The organism is Pseudomonas mandelii, from assembly GCF_900106065.1.
In the GTDB taxonomy this organism is placed as follows: Bacteria; Pseudomonadota; Gammaproteobacteria; order Pseudomonadales; family Pseudomonadaceae; genus Aquipseudomonas; species Aquipseudomonas mandelii.
Genome location: NZ_LT629796.1, coordinates 2,614,987 through 2,640,168 on the forward strand (window position 1 = coordinate 2,614,987; position 25,182 = coordinate 2,640,168).

Here is a 25,182-nt window from a genome sequence, read left to right on the forward strand (position 1 = left end):
GCCACCTGCAGCTCATTTCGACCTCAGGAGAAATCGTATGACTATCAAAGCCATCAACGTTCGCAACCAGTTCAAAGGCTCGATCAAGGAAATCGTATTGGGCGACGTGCTGTCGGAAATCGACGTACAGACCGCTTCCGGCATCGTCACTTCGGTGATCACCACGCGTTCAGTGAAAGAGCTGGAACTGGTGGTCGGCAGTGAAGTGATCGCGTTTGTGAAATCCACCGAGGTGTCGATCGCCAAGTTGTAAGGGCATGCCGTGCAGACAACCCCGGAGGGTGTGAACCCTTCGGGGTTTTTTATGTGTTTGAATCAGTGAGTTTAGCGGTGCGGCCTTCGCGAGCAGGCTCGCTCCTACATGGAGTTGTACCGTACACAGACGCTATGCCCGCTGAAGATCCAATGTGGGAGCGAGCCTGCTCGCGAAGAAACCATCGCAGGCACCGCAGAAATCAGGCGTAAATGGGGCGCTTCGGCAGGTACGGCGGCAGATAAAGCCCCAGGTACGCATCAAACACCCGCATCCCTTCCTCTGCCATGCGCGGCGTGATCTGCCCATGCTGCTGCACTGAACGGGCGTAGACGCGGTCGCCGAGCTCCATCGCCAGGGCAAACACATCGACATCGGTCGGCAATCTCGGCAACTCGAAGTGATGATCGAACAGCTTGTGCATCAGGTCGCCGAGTTCGATGTCGTGCTGACGGTCGGCCTGGGTGACTTCGGTGAGTCCGTGCTGGGCGAGGATCAGTTGCCGGGCGGCAGCGTCTTCGTCGTAGATGTCGAGCATGCGCTGCTCGACGATTCGCGACAGGTCGCGCCAGCCGTTGAGGCCTTCGTGGTCGATGGGCGCTTGCAGGCAGGCGCGGAACGCGGCGTGGACGTCGGCCGTCAAGGCTTCAAGCAGCGCCGGGACGCTGGCGAAGAAATGGTAGACGGAGGAGGGTGGGATCTCCGCGCGTTCGGCGACGCTGTAGATCGACAGACTGGCCACGCCTTCGGCTGCCAGCAGCGTGCGGGCGGCATCGAGTATCGAATCGATCCGGGCCTGGCTGCGGGCGCGGGGTTTGCGAACGGTGGCGGTGCGCGTCATTGGAGTCCTCCTGCGGGGCAGCGGGCATTGTACGCAGAGCGGGCACATGTTCCATATCCCCTGTGGCGAGGGAGCTTGCTCCCGTTGGAGGCCGAAGGACTCCCTGTAACAGCGATACGGTTCTGTCAGACACACCTCATTGACGTTTTGGGGCCGCTTCGCAACCCAGCGGGAGCAAGCGCCCTCGCCACAGGTTTGATGTTGGCCATAAAAAAACGCCGCAGGCTTCAATAGCCTGCGGCGTTGTTTTTACTGCAACCGCTTACACGGTATGCAGGTACCAGTTGTACTCAAGGTCGGAGATGGAGTGTTCAAACTCCTCCAGCTCGCTCTCTTTGCACGCGACGAAGATATCGATGTATTTCGGATCGATGTACTTGGCCATGACTTCGCTGTCGTCCAGCTCGCGCAATGCATCGCGCAGGTTGTTCGGCAGGCTTTGCTCGTTCTGCTCGTAGGAGTTGCCTTCCACGGGGGCGCCCGGCTCGATCTTGTTGGTCAGGCCGTGATGCACGCCTGCCAGGACCGAAGCCATCAACAGATACGGGTTGGCGTCGGCACCGGCCACACGGTGTTCGATGCGCACGGCATCGGAGGAACCGGTCGGTACGCGGATCGCCACAGTACGGTTGTCCAGGCCCCAGCACGGCGAGTTCGGCACGTAGAACTGTGCGCCGAAACGACGGTAGGAGTTGACGTTCGGGCAGAGGAAAGCCATCTGCGCCGGTAGGGTCTCGAGCACACCGCCGATCGCGTGACGCAGTGCGGCGTTCTGCTCGGGATCCTCGCTGGCAAAAATATTCTTGCCATCTTTATCAAGAATCGAGATGTGGACGTGCAGACCGTTACCCGCCTGGCCTGGATAAGGCTTGGCCATGAAGGTGGTGTCCATCTCATGGTCGTAGGCGATGTTCTTGATCAGACGCTTGAGCAGGACCGCATAGTCGCAGGCCTTGATCGGGTCAGCCACGTGGTGCAGGTTCACTTCGAACTGCGCCGGAGCACTTTCCTTGACGATCGCGTCGGCAGGGATGCCTTGCTCTTTCGCACCTTCCAGAATGTCCTGGAGGCAGTCGACGTATTCGTCGAGGTCGTCGATCAGGTAAACCTGGGTCGAATGCGGGCGTTTGCCGGAAATCGGCGAGCGCGGAGGTTGTGGGCGACCGTTCACGTTCTCCTGGTCGATCAGGTAGAACTCAAGTTCGAACGCGGCGCAGATGGTCAAACCCATCTCGTCAAACTTGGTAACAACTTGACGCAAGACTTCACGGGGATCCGCGAAGAAAGGTTCACCTTCGAGTTCGTGCATGGTCATTAACAGTTGCGCAGTAGGGCGCTTCTGCCAGGGTTCATTGCACAGGGTGTCGGGGATTGGATAGCAGATTCGGTCAGCATCACCGATGTCCAGGCCCAGGCCGGTGCTTTCCACCGTCGAGCCATTGATATCCAGAGCAAATAGAGAGGCCGGCAGGTTGATGCCTTTCTCGTAAACCTTGTGGAGACTGGTGCGTTCAATGCGCTTGCCGCGCACCACACCATTCATATCCGCAATCAGAAGGTCAACGTACAGAACCTCAGGATGTTCCTTAAGGAACGCGTTCGCTTCGTTAAGCTGAACGGCACGCGGGGGTACCGACATGATGCAACACCTTTGTTGTTAAAAATATCAATCATTGATCTCTTCGGGTTTCAGTCAACCCGAACGGCATGCCGAAGTCAAGCGAGGCCTTTTTTGCCCTAAAAAAGCGCTCGTAGGGCTTTTTTGAGGCAGTTTGGGGCGTTTTTATGCCTTTGAGCGCTTTAGCGCCCGCGAGCTTGAGCGGGCCGTGTTGTATTTTTTACGGGGGTGTTGTGTAAAAAAATGAACAAGGCTAAGCTCGATTCAAACCCATAACAGCAATAATACCGGGGTGCTTCATGTCTCGCCTGCCGTTAATCGGCGTCGCCATCTGCTCAAGGCAGATCGGTCTGTATGCTTATCACATCAGTGGCGATCGTAGCGTCCACGCCAAGGCAAGCGTTGCCCAAGGCGTGCCGTCGACTCTTACTTCCCCGGCGAACCTGCTGGCACCGTCCGATATTCTGGACGGTCTGCACGACATTCTCTTGACTGCCTCTCTATCCAATATAGTTCCGTTTCGTCCTGGCAGCCCGACCAACGCGTCGGCTTCTGCTCATGATTCTGCACGCTCCACTACGCTCTCACTGACCCACGCCATTACCCGTGTGGGTACTTGTGCGCGGCTATTGCAGTGGCAATCTGTATCACGCGACGCCCGTGCGTCAAACAACGCCTGACTTATAAGAGTCAGGAAACTCAGCCTAAGAGGCATTTATGAGTAACAACCTCGACCAGCTCACCGATTGGTTGAAAGACCACAAGATCACAGAAGTCGAATGCATGATCGCCGACTTGACCGGGATCACCCGGGGCAAGATTTCGCCGACCAACAAGTTCATTGCTGAAAAAGGCATGCGCCTGCCCGAGAGCGTTCTGCTGCAGACCGTGACGGGCGACTATGTCGAAGACGACATCTATTACGAACTGCTCGACCCGGCCGACATCGACATGATCTGCCGCCCCGATCAGAACGCGGTGTTCCTGGTGCCTTGGGCCGTCGAGCCCACCGCGCAGGTGATCCATGACACCTATGACAAGCAGGGCAACCCGATTGAGCTGTCGCCTCGCAACGTACTCAAGAAAGTGCTCAAACTCTATTCCGAGAAGGGCTGGCAGCCGATCGTTGCGCCAGAAATGGAGTTTTACCTGACCAAGCGCAGTGACGATCCGGACTACCCGTTGCAACCGCCTATCGGCCGTTCCGGGCGCCCGGAAATCGGTCGTCAGTCGTTCTCCATTGAAGCCGCGAACGAATTCGATCCGCTGTTCGAGGACGTCTACGACTGGTGCGAATTGCAGGAGCTGGACCTCGACACGCTGATCCACGAGGACGGCACGGCGCAGATGGAAATCAATTTCCGTCACGGCGATGCCCTGTCCCTGGCTGACCAGATCCTGGTGTTCAAACGCACCATGCGCGAAGCCGCGCTCAAGCACGACGTGGCGGCCACCTTCATGGCCAAACCCATGACTGGCGAGCCCGGCAGTGCCATGCACTTGCACCAAAGCATCATCGACCTCGAAACCGGCAAGAACGTCTTCTCTAATGAAGACGGGACCATGAGTCAGCTGTTCCTGCACCACATCGGTGGCTTGCAGAAACTGATCCCCGAGCTGTTGCCGCTGTTCGCACCCAACGTCAACTCGTTCCGCCGCTTCCTGCCGGACACCTCGGCACCGGTGAACGTGGAGTGGGGCGAAGAGAACCGTACCGTGGGCCTGCGGGTTCCGGATGCCGGGCCGCAAAACCGTCGGGTGGAAAACCGCCTGCCGGGCGCCGACGCCAACCCGTACCTGGCGATTGCCGCGAGCCTGCTCTGCGGTTACATCGGCATGGTCGAAGGCTTGAACCCGAGTGCGCCGGTGGTGGGTCGTGGCTATGAACGCCGCAACCTGCGCCTGCCACTGACCATCGAAGACGCGCTGGAACGCATGGAAAACAGCGCGACTATCGAGAAATACCTGGGCAAGAAATTCATCACTGGCTACGTCGCGGTCAAGCGGGCCGAGCATGAAAACTTCAAGCGCGTGATCAGCTCATGGGAGCGGGAATTCCTGCTCTTCGCCGTCTGATACGCCGGGCGCCGTCGTTGTCGGGCGGCGCTTTCACCTGATTTTTTTTGGAGATTGGTATGACTAGCAACAATCCGCAAACCCGTGAATGGCAAACCCTGAGCAACGATCACCACTTGGCCCCGTTCAGCGACTTCAAGCAGCTGAAAGAGAAAGGCCCGCGGATCATCACCAGCGCCAAAGGCGTTTACCTCTGGGACAGCGAAGGCAACAAGATCCTCGACGGCATGGCCGGCCTGTGGTGCGTTGCGATTGGCTACGGTCGCGATGAACTGGCCGATGCCGCAAGCAAACAGATGCGCGAACTGCCTTACTACAACCTGTTCTTCCAGACGGCCCACCCGCCGGTGCTGGAACTGGCCAAGGCCATCGCCGACATCGCACCGCAAGGCATGAACCACGTGTTCTTCACCGGTTCCGGTTCCGAAGGCAACGACACCATGCTGCGGATGGTCCGCCACTATTGGGCGATCAAGGGCCAGCCGAAGAAGAAAGTCATCATCAGCCGCAAGAATGGCTATCACGGTTCCACCGTGGCCGGCGCGAGCCTGGGCGGCATGACCTACATGCACGAACAAGGCGACTTGCCGATTCCGGGCATTCTCCACATCGCCCAGCCGTACTGGTTCGGCGAAGGAGGCGACATGACACCGGAAGAGTTCGGTGTGTGGGCGGCCAATCAGCTGGAAGAAAAGATTCTGGAACTCGGCGTGGACAACGTCGGTGCCTTTATTGCCGAGCCGATCCAGGGCGCTGGCGGCGTGATCATTCCGCCAGACACCTACTGGCCGCGCATCAAGGAAATCCTCGCCAAGTACGACATCCTGTTCGTGGCGGACGAAGTGATCTGTGGTTTCGGACGCACCGGTGAGTGGTTCGGTACCGATTTCTACGACCTCAAGCCCGACATGATGACCATCGCCAAGGGCCTGACCTCCGGCTACATTCCGATGGGTGGCCTGATCGTGCGTGACGAAGTGGTCGCCGTGCTCAACGAAGGTGGCGATTTCAACCACGGTTTCACTTATTCCGGACACCCGGTGGCCGCGGCGGTGGCACTGGAAAACATCCGCATCCTGCGCGAAGAAAAAATTATCGAGCGTGTTCATGCCGAAACGGCACCCTATTTGCAAAAGCGTCTACGGGAACTGAACGATCACCCGTTGGTGGGGGAAGTGCGTGGGGTCGGTCTGCTGGGGGCAATCGAGCTGGTGCAGGACAAGGCCACTCGCAAGCGTTACGAAGGCAAGGGCGTCGGCATGATCTGCCGCCAGTTCTGCTTCGACAACGGCCTGATCATGCGCGCCGTGGGGGACACCATGATCATTGCTCCGCCGCTGGTGATTACCAAGGCTGAAATCGATGAGCTGGTAACCAAGGCACGCAAGTGCCTGGACCTGACCCTGAGTGCGTTGCAGGGCTAAGTGCTAGGCTCTGGGCGGGAGTCATGAAACTTTCGCTCAGAGCAGTTCTAAAGGAGGCCTTTCCTTGAAAGACCGCCTCGGATCTTGCCAGACTAGCCGCGGTTCCAGTTGTCCGGATTCGGCCGCTGAACAAAGTGGTTCAAAAAAGAAAAAATTTGGAGCATTACGCATGAAGGCATTAGGAAAAAAGCTTGCTGGCAAGACACTTCTCGCCATGTCCCTGATGGGCATAATGGCGGGTGCGGTTCAGGCGGACGACAAGGTGTTGCACGTCTATAACTGGTCCGACTACATCGCGCCGGACACCATCAAGAAGTTCGAAACCGAGTCCGGCATCAAGGTTGTCTACGACGTATTCGACAGTAACGAAACCCTGGAAGCCAAGTTGCTGGCAGGCAAGTCCGGCTACGACATTGTCGTGCCGTCGAACAACTTCCTGGCCAAGCAGATCAAGGCCGGCGTTTACCAGAAGCTGGACAAGTCCAAGCTGCCTAACTGGAAAAACCTGAACACTGACCTGCTCAAGGCTGTGTCGGTGAGCGACCCGGGCAACGAACACGCGTTCCCGTACATGTGGGGTTCGATCGGCATTGGCTTCAACGCCGAGAAGGTCAAGGCTGCACTGGGTGCCGATGCACCAACCAATTCCTGGGACCTGCTGTTCAAACCTGAAAACGCCGCGAAGTTGAAGTCGTGCGGTATCAGTTTCCTCGATTCGCCAACCGAGATGATTCCGGTGGCGTTGCACTACCTGGGCTATCCAACCGACAGCCAGGACAAAAAACAACTGGCCGAAGCCGAAGCGCTGTTCCTGAAGATTCGTCCTTCGGTGGGCTACTTCCACTCGTCCAAGTACATCTCCGACCTGGCCAACGGCAACATCTGCGTGGCCGTGGGTTACTCGGGTGACATCTACCAGGCCAAGTCCCGCGCGGCTGAAGCCGGTGACAAGGTGAAAGTCAGCTACAACATTCCGAAAGAAGGTGCCGGTAGCTTCTACGACATGGTCGCCATCCCTAAAGATGCCGAAAACGTCGAAGGCGCCTACAAGTTCATGACCTTCCTGCAGAAGCCGGAAATCATGGCTGAAATCACCAACGCCGTGCGCTTCCCGAACGGTAACGCGGCCGCCACCGCCTTGGTTGATAAAGAAATCACCGCCGACCCGGGCATCTACCCGCCGGCAGAAGTGCTGGCCAAGTTGTACGCGATTGCCGACTTGCCGGCCGCGACCCAGCGGATCATGACGCGCAGCTGGACCAAGATCAAATCGGGTAAATAAGCCGTTTTGAGGCAACAACCTGTTGCCGTCGCCTGCGCGGTGACGGCAACAGGTGTAATTAAATGACAGAAAGTTTTGCTGGAACGGTTTTTCGAGGGTAAGTTGCGCGCCGGTTTTGTTGCTGGGCAGCCATGCCTGTCATGTAACGCGGGGCAACTTGGGCCCAACTAATTTTAGAGGACCTCCACTTGCCTATTTTTTCTTTGTTGCGCAATGCCATGCTGGTCGGCGCCGGGCTGACACTCGCTGTCAGTGTCCAGGCCGCCGGCACTGTGCATATTTATAACTGGTCGGACTACATCGGCCCGACGACGCTGGCCGACTTCCAGAAAGAGACCGGCATCAAACCGGTTTATGACGTCTTCGATTCCAACGAAACCCTGGAAGGCAAGTTGCTGGCCGGGCGCACCGGTTACGACGTGGTCGTACCGTCCAACCACTTCCTGGGCAAACAGATCAAGGCGGGCGCCTTCCAGAAGCTCGACAAGTCGAAGCTGCCTAACTATGCCAACCTCGATCCGGTACTGCTCAAGCGTCTTGAGCAAAACGATCCGGGCAACTTGTACGCCGTGCCTTACCTGTGGGGCACCAACGGCATCGGTTACAACGTCGACAAGATCAAGGCGGTACTGGGCGTCGACAAGATCGACTCCTGGAGCGCGGTATTCGAACCGCAGAACATCAAGAAGCTGCACGCTTGCGGTGTCGCGTTCCTCGATTCCGCCGATGAAATGATGCCCACCGTCCTCAACTACATGGGCCTCAACGCTAACAGCACCAACCCCGAAGATTACAAAAAGGCCGAAGCCAAGTTGCTGGCGGTGCGCCCTTACGTGACGTACTTCCACTCCTCCAAATACATCGCGGACCTCGCCAACGGCGACATCTGCATCGCCATCGGTTTCTCCGGTGACATGTTCCAGGCCAAGGCCCGGGCATCCGAGGCCGGCAAAGGCGTGAATGTGGCCTATACCATTCCCAAGGAGGGCGGTGCGCTGTGGTTCGACATGCTTGCGATTCCGAAGGATTCGAGCAACGTCAAAGAGGCCCACGCCTTCATCAACTATTTGTTGAAACCCGAGGTGATCGCACAGGTCAGTGATTCTGTTGGCTATGCGAACCCCAACCCTGGCTCGGACAAGTTGATGGAACAGTCCATCCGCACCGACGAGTCGGTCTATCCACCGCAAGCCGTTCTCGACAAGACCTATGTGTCCGTCGAGTTACCACCAAACATTCAACGTTTGATGACCCGCAGCTGGACCAAGGTCAAGTCGGGTAAATAGCGACAAGGCTCAAACTATCCAAGGTTGGCTCACCTTGAGCGAACTGCACTCTTTTTTTCTGGGAGTTTCGTAAATGGCAGTTGCCTCCGGCGCCTATAAGAAAGCCCTCGAGGGCGACCAGACACCTAAACAGGTGCTGGTCAAAATCGACCGGGTCACGAAGAAGTTCGACGAGACGATTGCCGTGGACGATGTGTCCCTGGAAATCAAGAAAGGCGAGATTTTCGCCTTGCTCGGCGGTTCTGGATCGGGCAAATCCACGTTGCTGCGCATGCTCGCAGGCTTCGAACGGCCCACGGAGGGGCGCATTTACCTCGATGGCGTAGACATCACTGACATGCCGCCATACGAGCGGCCGATCAACATGATGTTCCAGTCCTACGCGTTGTTCCCGCACATGACCGTGGCGCAGAACATCGCCTTCGGCCTCAAGCAGGACAAGCTGCCCGCCTCTGAAGTCGATGCCCGTGTCGCAGACATGCTCAAGCTGGTTCAGATGACCCAGTACGCCAAACGCAAGCCGCATCAGTTGTCCGGTGGCCAGCGTCAGCGTGTGGCCCTGGCGCGCTCGTTGGCCAAGCGGCCGAAGCTGTTGCTGCTCGACGAGCCGATGGGTGCGCTGGACAAGAAGCTACGTTCGCAAATGCAGCTGGAACTGGTCGAGATCATCGAGCGCGTCGGCGTGACCTGCGTCATGGTGACCCACGATCAGGAAGAGGCCATGACCATGGCCGAGCGCATTGCGATCATGCACCTGGGCTGGATCGCTCAGATCGGCAGCCCGATCGACATCTACGAAACCCCGACCAGCCGCCTGGTCTGCGAGTTCATCGGCAACGTCAACATCTTCGACGGTGAAGTGATCGATGACGCCGAGGGGCACGCGATCATCACCTGCAAGGACCTCGACCGGAAGATCTACGTGGGCCACGGCATCAGCACCTCGGTGCAGGACAAATCCGTGACCTACGCGATCCGTCCGGAAAAACTGCTGGTGACCCCGACCATGCCGACCTGCGAATACAACTGGTCCAGCGGCAAGGTGCACGACATCGCCTACCTCGGCGGTCACTCGGTGTTCTACGTCGAGCTGCCGAGCGGCAAGATCGTCCAGTCGTTCGTCGCCAACGCCGAGCGCCGTGGCCAGCGCCCAACCTGGGGTGACCAGGTCTACGTGTACTGGGAAGACGACAGCGGCGTGGTACTTCGCTCATGAACATGCGCAAATTCAAACGCCGCCTCAATCGAATAATTCCCGGTGGCCGCCAGCTGGTCATCGGGGTTCCGTTCATTTGGCTGTTCCTGTTCTTCATGCTGCCGTTCTTCATCGTCCTGAAGATCAGCTTCGCTGAAGCCGACGTAGCCATTCCTCCGTACACCGAGATCTACAGCTACATCGACCAGAAGGTGCAGTTGCTGCTTAACCTGAGCAACTACGCGATGCTGGCCGGCGACGAGTTGTACATCGCTGCCTACCTTGGCTCGCTGAAGATGGCGCTGATCAGCACCGTCCTCTGCCTGCTGATTGGCTACCCGATGGCCTACGCCATCGCCAGTGCCCGTAAAGAGCTGCAAACGGTGCTGGTGCTGCTGATCATGATGCCGACCTGGACGGCGATCCTGATCCGCGTGTATGCGTGGATGGGCATCCTCAGCAACAACGGCCTGCTCAACGGTTTCCTGATGACCATGGGCTGGATCGACGAACCGCTGCAGATCCTCAACACCAACCTCGCCGTGTACATCGGCGTGGTCTATTCGTACCTGCCGTTCATGATCCTGCCGCTTTACGCCAACCTGGTGAAGCACGACAACAGTCTGCTGGAAGCTGCGTCGGACCTGGGTTCGAGCACGTTCAACAGCTTCTGGAAGATCACTATTCCGCTGTCGAAGAACGGCATCGTCGCCGGCTGCATGCTGGTGTTCATTCCGGTGGTGGGCGAGTTCGTGATCCCGGAACTGCTGGGCGGTCCGGAAACCCTGATGATCGGTAAAGTGCTCTGGCAAGAATTCTTCAACAACCGCGACTGGCCGGTGGCGTCCGCCCTGGCGGTGGTGATGCTGGCGATCCTGATTGTGCCGATTATTCTGTTCAACCGCAGTCAGGCCAAGGAAATGGAGGGTAAAGAATGAAGCGCTTCCGTTTCTCGAGTTTCATGCTGATCGCGGGCTTGCTGTTCATCTACGCGCCGATGCTGATCCTGGTGATCTACTCGTTCAACGCCTCGAAACTGGTGACGGTGTGGGGCGGCTGGTCGATCAAGTGGTACGTCGGTTTGATGGACAACACTCAATTGATGGGCTCGGTGGTGCGCTCGCTGGAAATCGCCTGCTACACGGCGGTGGCGGCGGTGGCACTGGGTACGTTGGCGGCATTTGTGCTGACCCGTATCACCCACTTCAAGGGTCGCACGCTGTTCGGTGGCCTGGTCACCGCGCCGCTGGTGATGCCCGAAGTGATCACCGGTCTGTCGCTGTTGCTGCTGTTCGTGGCCATGGCGCAGATGATCGGTTGGCCACAGGAACGCGGCATTGTCACCATCTGGATCGCTCACACCACGTTCTGTGCGGCGTATGTAGCGGTGGTGGTGTCGGCGCGCTTGCGTGAGCTGGACCTGTCCATCGAAGAGGCAGCCATGGACCTCGGTGCGCGGCCATGGAAGGTGTTCTTCTTGATCACCATCCCGATGATCGCGCCATCCCTGGGTGCCGGCGGCATGATGTCGTTCGCCCTGTCCCTGGATGACCTGGTGTTGGCGAGCTTCGTGTCGGGCCCGGGCTCCACGACCCTGCCGATGGAAGTGTTCTCGGCGGTGCGCCTTGGGGTTAAACCCGAGATCAACGCCGTGGCCAGCCTGATTCTGCTGGCGGTTTCGCTGATGACCTTCCTGGTCTGGTTCTTCAGCCGCCGTGCCGAAGAAGCGCGCAAGCGTGCGATCCAGCAGGCGATCGAAGAAAGCGCGGCCGACTCCTGGAAACAACCGGACGTGCGTCGCGCCCAGCAGGCGCCGGAAGCGGCTTGAAGGTTGGCCACGATTATGTGGCCAACCCCGATCCAGTGTGGGAGCGAGCGTGCTCGCGATGAGGTCGTGTCAGTTGATAGAGATGTCGACTGACACACCGCATTCGCGAGCAGGCTAGCTCCCACAGTTGTTTTAGGACATCCAGGGAGACTTGCGGATGATCTCGACGAAGTTCATCGGCTTGAACCCCGGCTCGCTGTCCACCAGCACATCTGCGTTCACCGTGCCGAACGTAGTGTCCGGCTTGTGTTTGAAGCCATTGGCGAACGCGCACAGGATGCATTCCTTGAACCCCTCGCCTCGTGGGTGCGTATGCACCACTTCCTCACGCTGCACGGTGGGAAACGCGGCGTAATCGATACCCAGCACATCCATTTCCACACCGGCCGTGACCAATGCCACATTAGGCCGCAAGTGTTGCGGTACGCCCGGCGTGGTGTGCAGGGCGATCGAAAGCCACACCTGCTCGATATCGCCATCCGACAACCCATACGGCTTGAGGAACGCTTTGGCGGCGTTGGCGCTATCGACTTCGAAGCGCTCGTTGTCCGTGCGATGACCTTCCACCAGGCCCAGGTCATGGAACATGGCGCCGACGTAGAGCATCTCTGGATCGTAGGCCAACTGCTTGCGCTCACCGCTCAAGGCGCCGAACAGAAACACCCGGCGCGAATGGTGGTAAAGCAAATCGGACTCGGCGTCGCGAATGTATTCGGTGGTGGCCTTGGCCAACGCGCTGTCGGGGATTTTGATACCGGCAATGATGCTGCTCATGGTGCTTTCCTTGTGGGGAACGCCGTGGCGGCGCTGATGGAACAAGTCTGTTCCGGCCTCCAAAACCGGACAATCGATCCATGGCTGCGATCCCGGCCAATGAGCATGCAAATCGCGCCAACCTCGCTTGTTGCGCCCGGGTTGGCTAAGTTTGGTACCGGCAAATACGCTTTTGTGGCGAGGGAGCTTGCTCCCGCTGGGCTGCGAAGCGGCTCCAAAACCTGCAACTCAATTACACCAGGCAAACAGTAGTGACAGGAATGGGAGTGCTGCGCACTCCAGCGGGAGCAAGCTCCCTCGCCACAGGTAAGTGTGACCCGTAGAGGCAGTCCAACCATGAGTAAAACCGTTGCCATCGTAGTGTTCGCTGGCGTCCAGTCGTTGGACGTCACCGGTCCCATGGATGTGTTTTGCGAAGCCAATCGCTTCCTCGAACCGCATGACCATTACCGGCTAGAGGTTATCGGCGTCGAGCACGGGATGATGGCGTGCTCCAACGGTTTGTCGCTCAATGCCCATCGGCATTTCAGCGAAGCGCTGGAGGCTTATGACTTGCTGCTGGTGGCCGGCGGGCCGCAATTGCCGTTCCTGGATTTTGGCGCGGCCTTCGATGGCTGGTTGCGCGATGCCTGTGCGCGGGCGCAACGATTTGGTTCGATCTGCAACGGCGCGTTCATGCTGGCCCGGGCCGGATTGCTCGAAGGACGGACCGTCACCACCCATTGGGATGATGCCGCGGCGTTGGCGACAGCGTGCCCATCGACTCAGGTCGATGCCGATCGCCTCTACGTTCAGGACGGCGAGCTCTTCACCTCGGCCGGCGTCACGGCGGGGATTGATTTATCGTTGTACCTCTTGGCCCGGGACCACGGACCGGAAGTGGCGTTGAGCGTGGCCAAGCGGCTGGTGGTGTTCACCCAACGCTCGGGCGGGCAATCGCAGTTCAGCCCGTTCCTCACACCCCACGCCGAACCGACGTCGGCGGTGGCACTGGTGCAACTCTACGTCCTGGCCAACCTGACCGGCGACCTGACCATTGCCGATCTGGCGAACGCGGCCAACATGAGTGCCCGCAACTTTTCCCGGGTGTTCGCCAAGGAGGCGAAAATCACCCCGGCGGAATTCGTCGAGCGGGCGAGGGTGGACGCGGCGCGGGTGCTGCTTGAAAGCACCCATTCACCGCTCAAAACGGTGGCGTATCAATGCGGGTTTCGCGATGCCCAGCACATGCGCACGGTGTTCAGTCGCCGATTGGGAGTGACGCCGCAGCAGTTCAGGCTGAATTTTGCGGCGATGGTTTGAGCCATGAACAGGCGTTGTTCTTGCGGGCCTCATCGCCAGCAGGCTGGCTCCCACAATGGATCTGCGTGTACAGGATCACTGTGGGAGCCAGCCTGCTGGCAATACAAAACTATTGAGCACTTCGCGCCGGCAACAGCTTCAACGTACTGCGCGTATTGGCCGTGACTTCTTCGTTATTGAAGTGCGCCTCGTAGTAAATCCCTTCGACATACGCTTCGGCCTGGTCTTCGTAATGGCTGTCGAACGGCACGCCGCTCTGGCCGACCGGGTTGATGGTCAGGCTGTGGGCCGGGTCGGCAAAGTCCACCAGGCGCCGCGTCGATGGGCCATACGTCACCGGCCACGGCGCCGGGCCAATCTTGGCCGAGAGGTTGTTCGGCACTTCATGGGTGCCGGGCGCCGCGAACGGGCCGACGTTGAAGATTCGGTCCAGCGGCTTCTGCACGCCCAAGGGGTGATCGTGGGTCAGGGTGTGCGCCTTGCCCCACTGCCAGTGCGCGACGTCAGGGCCAAGGGTGGTCTTGAGGTGGGCGATGCTCGCTTGCCAGGCCACTTTCACTGTATCGGCGCGGGTTTCCTTGCCGAGGGTGTTGCGGTTGTCCCACCACGGCGAATCGGCCGTCGCGGCCAGGCGGGGTAGCGCAGCGTCGATCACGCGAGTCGAGAGCAGGGCCTCGAAAAAATCATTCCCCAGCTCATCGTGCATCGTCGCGTCGGCCAGGTTGAACAGGAACTGGTTGAACAGCGTGGCGCTGGTGGAATCCAGCGGGTAATCGCCTTTCCATTGCGCCAGTTGCTCGACCAGTTTCAGTTCGGCGGGATCGCTCACCCCTTCACGCAGTACCGGCAACAGCGGCGCCAACAGACGCGGGCCGTAGGCGGTGGTGGTGCCCAGTTGCAGCTTCTGGTTGGCCTCGTTGTCCCATTTCACGCTCTTGTCGCTGAGCTGATGATTGAGTTGCTGGCCGCGATCGGCGAGGTTGTAGTAACCGGGAATCTCCATGCCGGTCGGCGACACGGGCTGGAAGTTGGCCGAGACGATGTAGCCGCGCGCCGGATTTTCTTCCTGCGGGTTGGCGCTGAACGGGTAGAAACCGTCCTTGTCCGCCTGATTGGTGCTGCCGTCGAGGATGAAACCGGGCTTCACCCCGGCCGCACGTTTGGGCAGCAGCGCCGAGGCCCACCAACCGATGTCGCCCTTGGCGTTGGCGTAGACGATGTTCAATCCCGGTGCCTGAACCTTGGCCGCTGCGGCGCGGGCCTTGGCCAGGGTGTCGGCGCGGTTGAGCTGGTAGAAACCTTCGAGGATCGGGTTCGGCGTTTCAAGGAACGCCCACCACATGGACACCGGTGTCTTGCCGGCGGCGCTGCCCAGCACATCGTTGATGATCGGGCCGTGGGGCGACTGGCGCAGCTTCAGGGTGACCGGCGCCTGGCCTTTCACCGCGATCTGTTGCTCGGTGTTGACCATGTCGACCCATTTGCCGCGATACCAGACCTGGTTCGGGTTGTCCGGGTTGATCTTCTCGGCGATCAGGTCGAGGTCGTCGTTCTGGAACATCGTCAGGCTCCAGCCGAAGTCCAGGTTGTGGCCGAGAAAGGCAAACGGCACCAGCGCCTGATGATGACCGTAGAGCTCGAAGCCCGGCGCCGACAATTGCGCCTCGTACCATACCGACGGCACCGAGAAGCGAATGTGCGGGTCACCGGCCAGCAGCGGCTTGCCGCTTTTGCTGCGGTTGCCGGCAATCACCCAGGCGTTGCTGCCTTCGAACTGCGGCAGGCCGTTGTCGGCCAAGGCCTGTTCGCTCAGGCGGGCGAGGGCGTTCAGGTCTTTCCAGTCACCGGCAGCGAGGGCGGGGCCGGGTGTGCGCGTCTTGGCCAATACGCCTTTGGGCTGCCAGTCGAGTTCGAAAACACTCAGGTACTCGACGCCCAGTTGGTCGCGCACAAACGTCAGTAAAGGCTCGGTGCGAAACGCGGCGGCAAAACTGTACGCCATGTAACCGGCGACGCTGATGCTGTCTTCGGCGGTGAACGGGCGCTTGTGGATGCCCAGCACGTCGAACTCCATGGGCGCCGCGTGAGTGTCCTGATACTGGTTGATGCCATCCAGATAGGCTTCCAGCGCCTTCCATGCCGGTGACTGACGATCCAGTGCGGCCACATAACTCTCGGCGCGCTCCCGGATACGCAAGCTGCGGAACAGTTTGTCGGTGTCGATCAGTTTCGGACCGAGGATTTCGGCCAGCTCACCCCGGGCGAGGCGGCGCATGGCTTCCATCTGGAACAACCGATCCTGAGCCTGCACGTAGCCGAGGGTGCGGTAGAGGTCGGTTTCGTTTTCGGCGCGGATATGCGGCACGCCGCGCTCGTCGTAACGCACGGTCACCGAGCCCTGAAGATGCTGCAACTCCACCTGGCCCTGGCGCGTCGGCTGCTTGATGTACACGTACCCGCCGACCCCGATGACGAGCGTGACGATCAGCAATACAAGTACGGTCAGGACGCGTTTCATGGTGACTCCTTGTTCTTCGGGATTGCCGCCCGTGCGGGCTGCAAACATGTAGCACAGACCTTCTGTGCCGGGCATCGCGGTCCTGGAAAAGTCAGGATTGCCTTACTTCGCTTCCTCCGGCCAAGGACAGTAGCAACCGACCGCCAGCGTATGGGTGGCGCCCACCGCACGACCTTCGCTGAGTGCTTGCAGGATGGGCTCGATAAAGCTGTTGTTCGAATTGCAGGTCAGGCCTTCGCTGTACGGGCCGAAGTAGGCCAGTTTGCCGCTGCGGTCCCAGATCGCCACCGCCGGGCTGGCGGGGATCTGTTCGGAACCCGGGAGAACGGTGATGGTTTTCAGGCGGCTCAAGGTGCTGGGCAACTGACCGTGGCTGCCGGGTTTTTGGACCGCGTAAAACTCCACGCCCTGCGGTACGTATTGATCGACCAGTTCAGTCAGGTGTTGCTGGTTGCCGACATTGCACGGGCAGGCCGGGTCCCAGAAGTGCACCAGGCGTATGGCGCCGGGGCCGGCGAGGTCGGCGGGCAGGCGCAGCGGATCACCGGAAAATAACGCGGTGTGTGAACTGAAGGCGCGCAGGTAGCGCCCCTGAAACCAGTCATAGGCCGCCCACAAGACGCCGGCACACACGAGGGCGAGCAGGCTGGCAAGCAGTGTGGTGCGGTAGGCCGGGCGCATGGGTTTCAATCCTCGAAGGTCGGCTAGCTTGCCATGCTTGCCGCGACAGATGAATATCGCAGGCCCATAAAGTCTGTTTAACGCTCTGGAAATAGCTCATGTCTGCCACTTTCGACCCCGATCATTTGCGCGCCAGCCTGCGGCCATTGGCCGAATGGCAGCCGCTTTCGGTGGAAGCGCTGGCCTATCAGCGGTTTTACGGGCTGGATTTTCCGGGGCGAATGCTGCGCCGCGGATTGGGGCGTTTCGGGGTCGATGGCTATGAAGTGGTCAGCCAGGTCTGGTGGCCTGACCAGGCGAAGGCGACCCTGTTTATGTTCCATGGCTTCTACGATCACACCGGGCTCTACCGACATGTGATCGAGTGGGCGCTGGATCAGGGCTTCGCAGTGATTGCCTGCGACTTGCCGGGGCATGGTCTGTCCAGTGGCGAGCGGGCGAGCATCAAGGATTTCGCCGAGTATCAGCACACCCTGGAAGGGTTGCTTGCCGAGGCGCAGTCGCTTGACCTCCCACAGCCGTGGCATCTGTGCGGGCAAAGTACTGGCGGGGCGATCGTGATCGATCATGTACTTAACCACGGTGCAGACAGTCCGGCCCAGGGTCAGGTGATTCTGCTGTCACCGCTGGTTCGGCCGCGCGCCTGGGGCTGGTCGCAGCTCAGTTATTACCTGCTCAAGCCTTTCGTGAACGGCATTGCCAGGCGCTTCAGCGAGAACTCCAACGACCCTGAGTTCCTGTCGTTCCTGCAAGCCGATCCGTTGCAAGCGCTGCGACTGCCAACGGCGTGGGTCGGTGCGTTGGCGCGGTGGATCAAGCGAATCGAGGCGGCACCGAACAGTCCACGGCGACCGCTGATTGTGCAGGGGCAGTCGGACATGACGGTGGATTGGGAGCATAACCTTGAGGTGTTGAAGGCCAAGTTTGATCGGCCGCAGGTATTGATGCTGCCGGAGGCGCGGCATCATCTGGCGAATGAGACGGTTGGGTTGCGGCGGGAGTATTTCGGGTTTTTGACCAAGCGGATCAAGGGTCGGAATCTTTAGCGCAAGTGAGGGCCTCATCGCGGGCAAGTCGGTGTATCAGGCGCTAAAGATTACTGACTGAGATTCGCCGGATCCTGCCCCACCGCCAACCCCGCCCGAATGGCTGCCAGCGCTGCCTGGTAATAAGCCTTGCCCTCGGTGGACTCGGCAAACGTGGCGAACTCTTCCAGTTCTTCATCCGACAGATCGCGATACACATACAACAGCGTGTTGTTCAGATCAGCACCAATCTGTTCCATCAAACGCTGGCGCTGTCCGTTCAACACCCCTTGCGCCTGACCGCCACCGAGCAACCCCGGGATCATCGAACTCAGGCTGTCAGCCGCGACACCGGCGATCGCCAGGCTGACTTCCGCACCAGCCTCGCGAGCGGGCAGGGCCTGGGCCAGGTGGCCGATGATCAGCAGACGGCTGTCACTGGCCTGAATCTTCGGCAAACCCTTGGCGTTTTTCGCCAGTTGATCGCGACGGGTCGCCAGCAATTCGGCGGCGACGATTTTCTTGCCCAGGGGCGATTGAAAGAAGGTCAGCGCAGGTTGCGGATCGGCGAGGCTTTTGCGCAATTGAGCTTCGGCGCGCTGGTCCACGGCCTGGGAGGCGAAACGTTGATTGCTGTTGTTCACCAAGGCTTGAAACACCGCCGGTGGCAGGCTGTTCTGGTAGCGCTGCTGAGCGGCAGAGAGGGCGTCGTTAAAATGCGCGCGCTGATCTGGCCAACCGGCGACCTTGTACAACTGGTCGTGGCCGTCTGCCCAAGCGGGCAACACACAGAGCATCAGCAATGAAAAAAACAAACGGCGCATAGGGACTCCTGTCAGCAGGCGACTATTCTCCGTGCGGCTTTCGTACTTGTCGAGAATTCGTATCAGTAATCCGACAAATCCTCCGCCGCGCGGCTCTGTCGGATTTGCAGGCACAGGAATACTATGCGCGCCATGCAAATATCCTCTGATCACCCGCTGCTGTTACGTATCGTCGACGACCTGGCCGAGCGCGGCTGGTCGCAGCAGAATATTTTCCTGCCTCTGGGTCTGACCCGGAAACTGGCGGCTGAGTGCCGTAAACGTGCAGCTGAGGGCGAACTGGCCCCGGCGGCCGTGGGGCGAGGGCCGACGTCGGAGATTCGCGAGGGGATCCGCGGCGACCACATCCAGTGGATCGAGCCCGGCCAGGCGTTGGCGTGCGACAGTTACCTGAGCTTGATGGACAGCCTGCGCGAGGCGATGAATCGCGGGTTGTACCTGGGCCTGGAAGATTTCGAAAGCCATTTTGCCCTGTACCCGCCCGGTGCGTTTTACCTCAAGCATGTCGATCGTTTTCGGGATGACGACCGGCGCATGGTTTCGGCGGTGATCTACCTCAATGACGGCTGGCTGCCCGAGCACGGAGGCCAGTTGCGCATGTACCTGGAGGACGGCGTCGAACACGACGTGGTGCCCACTGGCGGATGCCTGGTGGTGTTTCTGTCAGGCGAGGTGCCTCACGAAGTCCTGCCCGCGACCCGGGATCGCCTTTCATTGACGGGCTGGTTCCGGCGCCGCGGTAACGAGCCGTTCTGATCATGCAGAAGATTCTGGTAAGCCGCTGCCTGCTGGGCCATCGCGTGCGTTACGACGGCGGGGCGAGCGGGCCGTTCGATCAGCTTCAACAGTGGCTCGATGAAGGTCGCGTGGTGCCGTTGTGCCCGGAGGTTGCCGGTGGTTTGCCAACACCCAGGGCTGCAGCGGAAATTCCGGGCGGGCAGGGCGGTGAAGTGCTGGATGGCCACGCCTCCGTCATCACTACCGAGGGTGAGGATGTCAGCGCCGAGTTTCTCTCGGGGGCTTATCAGGCGCTGGAGTTGGTGCGAAAGCACGACATCCGCATCGCCGTGCTCAAGGCCAACAGCCCGTCGTGCGGGAACTTGCTGACGTATGACGGGAGCTTCAGCGGTGTGAAGGTCAGCGGCGAGGGGGTGACGGCGGCGTTGCTCAAGCGCCATGGTGTGCAAGTCTTCAGTGAGTTGGAGCTGGCCGAAGCGTCCGCTGCATTGACCGCGCAAGACTAACCACCTACACACCCTGCAGGCTCACTCCTACAGGGTTGGTCGTCAGTCCGGGATCAGGGTTTGGGCGCCACACTCGCATCCGCCCCAAACCACTTCTGCTCCAGCGCCTCCAGTCGACCATCCGCCTTGATCCGCTTCAACGCAGCTTCCAGGCTGGCGTGAAACGCCGGGTTACCCTTCTGAAACGGAATCGCCAAATCCACAGCCGGGGCGGTTTTCGGCTTTTCTTCCGTCAGCGACTGCACCAACAGGATCGAACGCGGCTCTTCTTTCTGCGCGATCAATTGCGCATTGGTTTGAATGTAAGGCTCGGTGAAGTCGAAACGATCCTTGAGATCCGGGGTCATTGCTATGTGGTTGATGGCGATGTCGTACTTGCCGGTTTCAACGCCGGACAACAGGTCGCTGGAATCGGTCACGACGAAGTCGGCCCGCACGTCCAGTTCGTTGGCCAGCTGTTGGCCCAATTCCACTTCGAAGCCGGTGAGTTTGCCCTCGTCCTTGAAATTGAAGGGGGGTGTATTAGCCTCAAGGGCAATACGCAGTTCGCCCCGATCGTTTACATCGTCAATCAGTTCGGCATGGGCCAAAGGGCTCAAAAGGGGTAGCAGGCAGATCAGGCCAGGCAAAAAGCGCATGGTCACTCCTTTGAATACATTTATCGCGATGCTCTGATTCAGGCTCGCTTTGCTATGGTTGTCGAGGTCCTTCGACAACAAATGGCCGTGAAGTTGTCTCGGCCACGCGGATTTTACGGAAAAACTGGAGAAGAGAATGAAAACGTTTATGTCACGAGCAGCATTCGCTGGGCTGCTGCTGAGTGCTTCGATGCTGGCAACGGCTGCGACTCCGGCGCCCAAGGGTGCAGAAGTGTTTATCGTATCTCCCGCAGACGGCGCCACTGTCCCGGAAACCTTCACCGTCAAATTCGGCGTCAAGGACATCGCCCTGGCACCGGCCGGGGATGTCACCAAGAACACCGGTCACCACCACTTGCTGATCGATGTCGACAAACTGCCGGCCGCCGGCGCACCGATTCCGCTGGATGCCAACCACATGCACTTCGGCAAGGCGCAGACCCAGGCCGAAATCAAACTGGCCCCGGGCAAACACACCTTGCAGCTTGAGCTGGGCGACAGCGGACACATGCCGTTCGATCCGCCCATCGTGTCGAAGAAGATCACCGTCAACGTCAAATGACACGGTAGCGCATGAAAAAGGAGCCCCGAAGGGCTCCTTTTTTTGTCACTCAAGTCGCTATCAGAACAACACGCGGCAGCGAATAGTGCCGTTGATGTGCTGCAGTTTCTCCTGGGCGATTTCCGAGTAATCGGCGTCTACGTCGATGACCACGTAGCCGACTTTCTCGTTGGTCTGCAGGAACTGACCGGAGATGTTGATGCCGTTTTCGGCGAAGACCTTGTTGATCTCGCTCATCACACCCGGAATGTTCTGGTGGATGTGCAGCAGGCGGTGCTTGCCAGGGTGAGCCGGCAGGGCCACTTCCGGGAAGTTCACCGACGACACCGAGGTGCCGTTGTCGCTGTACTTGACCAGTTTTTCTGCCACTTCCAGACCGATGTTGGCCTGCGCCTCGGCGGTGGAACCACCGATGTGCGGGGTCAGGATCACGTTGTCCAGGCCACGCAGCGGGCTTTCGAACTCTTCGTCGTTGGAGCGTGGCTCCACCGGGAACACGTCGATGGCCGCGCCGATCAGGTGCTTGTCCTTGATCGCGTCCGCCAGGGCGTCCAGTTCGACCACGGTGCCGCGTGCGGCGTTGATCAGAATGCCGCCCTTCTTGATGGCGCGGATTTCCTTCTCGCCGATCATCCACTGGGTCGCCGCGGTTTCCGGAACGTGCAGGGTAACGATGTCGGACATGCCCAGCAGCTCGGTCAGGTTACCGACCTGGGTTGCATTGCCCAATGGCAGCTTGGTCACGGTGTCGTAGAAGTACACCTGCATGCCCAGGCCTTCCGCCAGGACCGACAATTGCGTGCCGATCGAGCCGTAACCGACGATGCCCAGCTTCTTGCCGCGGATCTCGAAGGAGTTGGCCGCGCTCTTGATCCAGCCGCCACGGTGGCAGGATGCGTTTTTCTCAGGAATGCCGCGCAGCAACAGGATCGCTTCGGCCAGCACCAGCTCGGCAACGGAGCGAGTGTTGGAGTACGGGGCGTTGAACACCGCGATGCCGCGTTCGCGCGCCGCGTTCAGGTCGACCTGGTTGGTGCCGATGCAGAAACACCCCACAGCCACGAGCTTCTTCGCGTGATCGAAGATCTCTTCGGTCAGTTGAGTGCGAGAGCGAATGCCGATGAAGTGCGCATCAGCGATCTTTTCCTTCAGCTGGGCTTCCGGCAGAGAACCAGTGAGGTACTCGATGCTGGTGTAGCCCGCCGACTTGAGGACGTCGACAGCCGATTGGTGGACGCCTTCGAGAAGAAGGAACTTGATCTTGCTCTTATCGAGAGAAGTCTTGCTCATCTGCGTAAACCTGTATCCCGGAGAAAAATGGCAGGAAATAGTCAGGGTGCCCTGTCTTATACGTACTGATCCTTTTTGACGGCGTCTGTTGCCGTCATGCTGCGTTGCCGCTCCTCGCCATAGCGGGCTATGACTCGTCGCGGCGCCTTACCTGACGACAACAGCCACTCGTCAAAAGAGGATCGTACGTATAAAACAGGGCACATAACGCTGACCCGGACGGCAGGAAAGCCGTCACCGCAGAATAGCCGTTGGGCACTACCCTGCGGGGTCGGTATGCTAGCATACGCACCCCGCTAAACACTCATTCCTGCGACGTGAAGCGTTCTCAGGATGACCATGAATTGTTCGAGAGTTCTGTCGATGACCAATCCTGCCCTGATTGATGAGCTGAAGACCCTGGTTGAGCCTGGCAAGGTGTTGACCGACGCCGACTCCCTGAATACTTATGGCAAGGATTGGACCAAGCATTTCGCCCCGGCCCCGACCGCCATCGTGTTCCCCAAGACCACCGAGCAGGTCCAGGCCATTGTCCGTTGGGCCAACACGCACAAGGTGGCGCTGGTGCCGTCCGGCGGTCGTACCGGTCTTTCCGCCGCTGCGGTGGCGGCCAATGGTGAAGTGGTCGTGTCGTTCGACTACATGAACCAGATTCTCGACGTGAACCTGACCGACCGCACGGCGGTGTGCCAGCCAGGCGTGGTCACCGAGCATCTGCAGAACGTGGCTGAAGAAAAAGGCCTGTATTACCCGGTGGATTTTGCGTCGGCGGGTTCGAGCCAGATTGGCGGCAATATCGGCACCAATGCCGGCGGAATCAAGGTGATTCGCTACGGCATGACCCGCAACTGGGTAGCCGGCATGAAAGTCGTCACCGGCAAGGGCGATCTGCTGGAACTGAACCGCGACCTGATCAAGAACGCCACCGGCTACGACCTGCGTCAGCTGTTCATCGGCGCCGAAGGCACCCTCGGTTTTGTCGTCGAAGCGACCATGCGCCTGGACCGCGCGCCGAAAAACCTCACCGCGATGGTCCTCGGCACCGCCGATTTCGACTCGATCATGCCGGTGCTGCACGCGTTCCAGAGCAAACTCGACCTGACCGCCTTCGAGTTCTTCTCCGACAAGGCCCTGGCCAAGGTCATGGCCCGCGGCGACGTGCCGGCGGCGTTTGAAACCGATTGCCCGTTCTACGCGCTGCTGGAATTCGAAGCGACCACCGAAGAAGTGGCCAACCACGCCCTGGAAACCTTTGAGCACTGCGTCGAGCAGGGCTGGGTGCTGGACGGCGTCATGAGCCAGAGCGAAACCCAGCTGCAGAACCTGTGGAAACTACGCGAATACATTTCCGAAACCATTTCCCACTGGACGCCATACAAGAACGACATTTCGGTCACCGTGTCGAAAGTCCCGGCATTCCTGAAGGAAATCGACGCGATTGTCGGCGAACACTACCCGGATTTCGAAATCGTCTGGTTCGGCCACATCGGCGACGGCAACCTGCACTTGAACATCCTCAAGCCGGAAAACCTGAGCAAGGACGAGTTCTTCGCCAAGTGCGCCACCGTCAACAAGTGGGTGTTCGAAACCGTCGAGAAGTACAACGGCTCGATTTCCGCCGAACACGGCGTGGGCATGACCAAGCGTGATTACTTGACCTACAGCCGCTCGCCGGTCGAGATCGAATACATGAAAGCCGTCAAGGCGGTGTTCGACCCGAACGGCATCATGAACCCGGGCAAAATCTTCGCTGTTTGAATCAACGGAACAGGAGTCGGTAATGAGCTATCAGCACCAGTATGTCGACGGTACGCGTATTCACTTCCCGCTGGGGAAAGTGGTGTGCATTGGCCGCAACTACGCCGAACACGCCAAGGAACTGGACAATCCGGTGCCTACCGAGCCGCTGCTGTTCATCAAGCCAGGCAGTTGCGTGGTGCCGCTGGAAGGCGGTTTCAGCATTCCGACCGAGCGCGGTTCGGTGCATTACGAAGCGGAAATCGCGGTGTTGATCGGCAAGCCGTTGTCGACCAAGCCAAGCCGTGAAGAAGTGCTGGATGCGATTTCCGGTTTCGCCCCGGCCCTGGACCTGACGTTGCGCGACAAGCAGGCCGAGCTGAAATCCAAGGGCCTGCCGTGGGAAATCGCCAAGTCCTTCGACGGCGCGGCGGTGATTGCGCCGTTCGTGTCCGGCAGCACCTTTGCCGACCTGACTGACATCGGCATCCGCCTGACCATCAATGGCGAAGTGCGCCAGGATGGCAACAGCAGCGCCATGCTCAACCCGATCGTGCCGATGATCCAGCACATGGCCGGTTGCTTCTCGCTGCAGGCCGGGGACGTGATCCTGACCGGCACGCCAGTGGGCGTTGGCCCGCTGAATGTCGGTGATGAACTGGTGATCGAACTGTCCGGCGCGAGCAGTTTCACCAGCAGCGTCCGTTAACCCAAACACCGCAAAACCCGGTAGGCGTGAGCCTGCTCGCGATACCGGCCTGTCATTCGACATCTCTGTTGACTG

Annotated in this window: 23 protein-coding genes; 15 read left to right on the forward strand and 8 right to left on the reverse strand. The window is 59.5% G+C overall.

Features of this window, described 5'->3' with window-relative positions:
- Nucleotides 1-37 precede the first annotated feature (37 nt).
- Nucleotides 38-253 carry a TOBE domain-containing protein gene (locus BLU63_RS11800; protein ID WP_003229256.1) on the forward strand — a complete coding sequence of 72 codons (216 nt, stop codon included), beginning with the start codon at nt 38-40 and terminating at the stop codon, nt 251-253.
- Between the two features lie 202 nt (nt 254-455).
- Here the strand turns inward: BLU63_RS11800 and BLU63_RS11805 are convergent, their stop codons facing one another.
- Together BLU63_RS11805 and BLU63_RS11810 are read right to left on the reverse strand one after the other, a co-directional pair.
- Nucleotides 456-1,094: a TetR/AcrR family transcriptional regulator gene (locus tag BLU63_RS11805; RefSeq protein WP_083375512.1), complete on the reverse strand. Its 639-nt coding sequence runs from the start codon at nt 1,092-1,094 to the stop codon at nt 456-458.
- A gap of 262 nt (nt 1,095-1,356) precedes the next feature.
- Nucleotides 1,357-2,733, reverse strand: a complete 1,377-nt coding sequence (locus BLU63_RS11810; protein WP_010466681.1) for a glutamine synthetase family protein — start codon at nt 2,731-2,733, stop codon at nt 1,357-1,359.
- 696 nt (nt 2,734-3,429) lie between these two features.
- Here BLU63_RS11810 and BLU63_RS11820 point away from each other — a divergent pair.
- From BLU63_RS11820 to BLU63_RS11850, 7 genes are all read left to right on the forward strand, one after another.
- Nucleotides 3,430-4,788 (forward strand): glutamine synthetase family protein, encoded by a 1,359-nt coding sequence (locus BLU63_RS11820; RefSeq protein WP_010466683.1) that lies wholly within the window; start codon nt 3,430-3,432, stop codon nt 4,786-4,788.
- 59 nt (nt 4,789-4,847) lie between these two features.
- Complete coding sequence (locus BLU63_RS11825) at nt 4,848-6,212, forward strand: aspartate aminotransferase family protein (RefSeq protein WP_083375513.1); 1,365 nt, start codon at nt 4,848-4,850, stop codon at nt 6,210-6,212.
- A 169-nt stretch (nt 6,213-6,381) separates the two neighbouring features.
- Nucleotides 6,382-7,494 carry a polyamine ABC transporter substrate-binding protein gene (locus tag BLU63_RS11830; RefSeq protein WP_010466686.1) on the forward strand — a complete coding sequence of 371 codons (1,113 nt, stop codon included), beginning with the start codon at nt 6,382-6,384 and terminating at the stop codon, nt 7,492-7,494.
- Between the two features lie 188 nt (nt 7,495-7,682).
- On the forward strand, nt 7,683-8,780 hold the full coding sequence (locus BLU63_RS11835; RefSeq protein ID WP_077747186.1) for a polyamine ABC transporter substrate-binding protein: 1,098 nt from the start codon (nt 7,683-7,685) through the stop codon (nt 8,778-8,780).
- Nucleotides 8,781-8,853: 73 nt separating this feature from the next.
- A complete protein-coding gene (locus BLU63_RS11840) occupies nt 8,854-9,996 on the forward strand; it encodes an ABC transporter ATP-binding protein (protein WP_010466690.1) in 1,143 nt (380 codons plus the stop codon).
- Between the two features lie 35 nt (nt 9,997-10,031).
- Entirely contained in the window at nt 10,032-10,913 is an 882-nt protein-coding gene (locus BLU63_RS11845; protein ID WP_169857238.1) for an ABC transporter permease subunit, read from the forward strand.
- A complete protein-coding gene (locus BLU63_RS11850; RefSeq protein WP_010466694.1) occupies nt 10,910-11,803 on the forward strand; it encodes an ABC transporter permease subunit in 894 nt (297 codons plus the stop codon). Before BLU63_RS11845 ends, BLU63_RS11850 begins: the two co-directional genes overlap by 4 nt.
- Before the next feature lie 132 nt (nt 11,804-11,935).
- On the opposite strand, the gene BLU63_RS11855 is transcribed toward BLU63_RS11850, so the two are convergent.
- A complete protein-coding gene (locus BLU63_RS11855) occupies nt 11,936-12,577 on the reverse strand; it encodes an HD domain-containing protein (protein WP_083375514.1) in 642 nt (213 codons plus the stop codon).
- A gap of 336 nt (nt 12,578-12,913) precedes the next feature.
- On the opposite strand from BLU63_RS11855, the gene BLU63_RS11865 reads away from it, so the two are divergent.
- Nucleotides 12,914-13,879: a GlxA family transcriptional regulator gene (locus BLU63_RS11865; protein ID WP_010466698.1), complete on the forward strand. Its 966-nt coding sequence runs from the start codon at nt 12,914-12,916 to the stop codon at nt 13,877-13,879.
- 109 nt (nt 13,880-13,988) lie between these two features.
- Here BLU63_RS11865 and BLU63_RS11870 read toward each other — a convergent pair whose 3' ends face one another.
- Together BLU63_RS11870 and BLU63_RS11875 are read right to left on the reverse strand one after the other, a co-directional pair.
- A complete protein-coding gene (locus BLU63_RS11870) occupies nt 13,989-16,397 on the reverse strand; it encodes a penicillin acylase family protein (protein ID WP_083375516.1) in 2,409 nt (802 codons plus the stop codon).
- Between the two features lie 102 nt (nt 16,398-16,499).
- Nucleotides 16,500-17,078: a DUF6436 domain-containing protein gene (locus tag BLU63_RS11875; protein ID WP_083375517.1), complete on the reverse strand. Its 579-nt coding sequence runs from the start codon at nt 17,076-17,078 to the stop codon at nt 16,500-16,502.
- A 98-nt stretch (nt 17,079-17,176) separates the two neighbouring features.
- Here BLU63_RS11875 and BLU63_RS11880 point away from each other — a divergent pair, with 98 nt between their 5' ends.
- Nucleotides 17,177-18,124, forward strand: a complete 948-nt coding sequence (locus BLU63_RS11880; protein WP_010466703.1) for a phospholipase BipL — start codon at nt 17,177-17,179, stop codon at nt 18,122-18,124.
- A gap of 50 nt (nt 18,125-18,174) precedes the next feature.
- Here the strand turns inward: BLU63_RS11880 and BLU63_RS11885 are convergent, their stop codons facing one another.
- Nucleotides 18,175-18,927, reverse strand: coding sequence for a DUF2059 domain-containing protein (locus BLU63_RS11885; RefSeq protein WP_010466707.1), 753 nt, complete (start codon nt 18,925-18,927; stop codon nt 18,175-18,177).
- A 123-nt stretch (nt 18,928-19,050) separates the two neighbouring features.
- Between BLU63_RS11885 and BLU63_RS11890 the strand changes: the two genes are divergently transcribed.
- Complete coding sequence (locus BLU63_RS11890) at nt 19,051-19,683, forward strand: 2OG-Fe(II) oxygenase (protein WP_083375518.1); 633 nt, start codon at nt 19,051-19,053, stop codon at nt 19,681-19,683.
- A 2-nt stretch (nt 19,684-19,685) separates the two neighbouring features.
- Nucleotides 19,686-20,171, forward strand: a complete 486-nt coding sequence (locus BLU63_RS11895; RefSeq protein ID WP_010466711.1) for a DUF523 domain-containing protein — start codon at nt 19,686-19,688, stop codon at nt 20,169-20,171.
- A gap of 53 nt (nt 20,172-20,224) precedes the next feature.
- Here BLU63_RS11895 and BLU63_RS11900 read toward each other — a convergent pair whose 3' ends face one another.
- Nucleotides 20,225-20,809: a transporter substrate-binding domain-containing protein gene (locus BLU63_RS11900; RefSeq protein WP_010466713.1), complete on the reverse strand. Its 585-nt coding sequence runs from the start codon at nt 20,807-20,809 to the stop codon at nt 20,225-20,227.
- A gap of 136 nt (nt 20,810-20,945) precedes the next feature.
- On the opposite strand from BLU63_RS11900, the gene BLU63_RS11905 reads away from it, so the two are divergent.
- Nucleotides 20,946-21,371 (forward strand): DUF4399 domain-containing protein, encoded by a 426-nt coding sequence (locus BLU63_RS11905; RefSeq protein WP_010466714.1) that lies wholly within the window; start codon nt 20,946-20,948, stop codon nt 21,369-21,371.
- A gap of 60 nt (nt 21,372-21,431) precedes the next feature.
- On the opposite strand, the gene serA is transcribed toward BLU63_RS11905, so the two are convergent.
- The gene (gene serA, locus BLU63_RS11910; protein WP_010466716.1) at nt 21,432-22,661 is read right to left on the reverse strand and encodes a phosphoglycerate dehydrogenase; all 1,230 of its coding nucleotides are present in this window, start codon (nt 22,659-22,661) and stop codon (nt 21,432-21,434) included.
- 363 nt (nt 22,662-23,024) lie between these two features.
- On the opposite strand from serA, the gene BLU63_RS11920 reads away from it, so the two are divergent.
- Both BLU63_RS11920 and BLU63_RS11925 read left to right on the forward strand, forming a co-directional pair.
- Complete coding sequence (locus BLU63_RS11920; RefSeq protein ID WP_010466719.1) at nt 23,025-24,419, forward strand: FAD-binding oxidoreductase; 1,395 nt, start codon at nt 23,025-23,027, stop codon at nt 24,417-24,419.
- A 22-nt stretch (nt 24,420-24,441) separates the two neighbouring features.
- On the forward strand, nt 24,442-25,107 hold the full coding sequence (locus BLU63_RS11925; protein ID WP_010466720.1) for a fumarylacetoacetate hydrolase family protein: 666 nt from the start codon (nt 24,442-24,444) through the stop codon (nt 25,105-25,107).
- Nucleotides 25,108-25,182 lie beyond the last annotated feature (75 nt).

Excerpts from the sequence above, each read along its gene's own strand:
- BLU63_RS11885 (WP_010466707.1), bottom strand. The coding sequence starts at position 18,927 with ATGCGCCGTTTGTTTTTTTCATTGCTGATGCTCTGTGTGTTGCCCGCT.
- BLU63_RS11810 (WP_010466681.1), bottom strand. The coding sequence starts at position 2,733 with ATGTCGGTACCCCCGCGTGCCGTTCAGCTTAACGAAGCGAACGCGTTC.
- BLU63_RS11855 (WP_083375514.1), bottom strand. The coding sequence starts at position 12,577 with ATGAGCAGCATCATTGCCGGTATCAAAATCCCCGACAGCGCGTTGGCC.
- BLU63_RS11830 (WP_010466686.1), top strand. The coding sequence starts at position 6,382 with ATGAAGGCATTAGGAAAAAAGCTTGCTGGCAAGACACTTCTCGCCATG.
- BLU63_RS11825 (WP_083375513.1), top strand. The coding sequence starts at position 4,848 with ATGACTAGCAACAATCCGCAAACCCGTGAATGGCAAACCCTGAGCAAC.
- BLU63_RS11870 (WP_083375516.1), bottom strand. The coding sequence starts at position 16,397 with ATGAAACGCGTCCTGACCGTACTTGTATTGCTGATCGTCACGCTCGTC.
- BLU63_RS11820 (WP_010466683.1), top strand. The coding sequence starts at position 3,430 with ATGAGTAACAACCTCGACCAGCTCACCGATTGGTTGAAAGACCACAAG.
- BLU63_RS11880 (WP_010466703.1), top strand. The coding sequence starts at position 17,177 with ATGTCTGCCACTTTCGACCCCGATCATTTGCGCGCCAGCCTGCGGCCA.
- serA (WP_010466716.1), bottom strand. The coding sequence starts at position 22,661 with ATGAGCAAGACTTCTCTCGATAAGAGCAAGATCAAGTTCCTTCTTCTC.
- BLU63_RS11895 (WP_010466711.1), top strand. The coding sequence starts at position 19,686 with ATGCAGAAGATTCTGGTAAGCCGCTGCCTGCTGGGCCATCGCGTGCGT.
- BLU63_RS11805 (WP_083375512.1), bottom strand. The coding sequence starts at position 1,094 with ATGACGCGCACCGCCACCGTTCGCAAACCCCGCGCCCGCAGCCAGGCC.
- BLU63_RS11850 (WP_010466694.1), top strand. The coding sequence starts at position 10,910 with ATGAAGCGCTTCCGTTTCTCGAGTTTCATGCTGATCGCGGGCTTGCTG.
- BLU63_RS11900 (WP_010466713.1), bottom strand. The coding sequence starts at position 20,809 with ATGCGCTTTTTGCCTGGCCTGATCTGCCTGCTACCCCTTTTGAGCCCT.
- BLU63_RS11920 (WP_010466719.1), top strand. The coding sequence starts at position 23,025 with ATGACCAATCCTGCCCTGATTGATGAGCTGAAGACCCTGGTTGAGCCT.
- BLU63_RS11800 (WP_003229256.1), top strand. The coding sequence starts at position 38 with ATGACTATCAAAGCCATCAACGTTCGCAACCAGTTCAAAGGCTCGATC.
- BLU63_RS11865 (WP_010466698.1), top strand. The coding sequence starts at position 12,914 with ATGAGTAAAACCGTTGCCATCGTAGTGTTCGCTGGCGTCCAGTCGTTG.
- BLU63_RS11840 (WP_010466690.1), top strand. The coding sequence starts at position 8,854 with ATGGCAGTTGCCTCCGGCGCCTATAAGAAAGCCCTCGAGGGCGACCAG.
- BLU63_RS11925 (WP_010466720.1), top strand. The coding sequence starts at position 24,442 with ATGAGCTATCAGCACCAGTATGTCGACGGTACGCGTATTCACTTCCCG.
- BLU63_RS11890 (WP_083375518.1), top strand. The coding sequence starts at position 19,051 with ATGCGCGCCATGCAAATATCCTCTGATCACCCGCTGCTGTTACGTATC.
- BLU63_RS11905 (WP_010466714.1), top strand. The coding sequence starts at position 20,946 with ATGAAAACGTTTATGTCACGAGCAGCATTCGCTGGGCTGCTGCTGAGT.
- BLU63_RS11875 (WP_083375517.1), bottom strand. The coding sequence starts at position 17,078 with ATGCGCCCGGCCTACCGCACCACACTGCTTGCCAGCCTGCTCGCCCTC.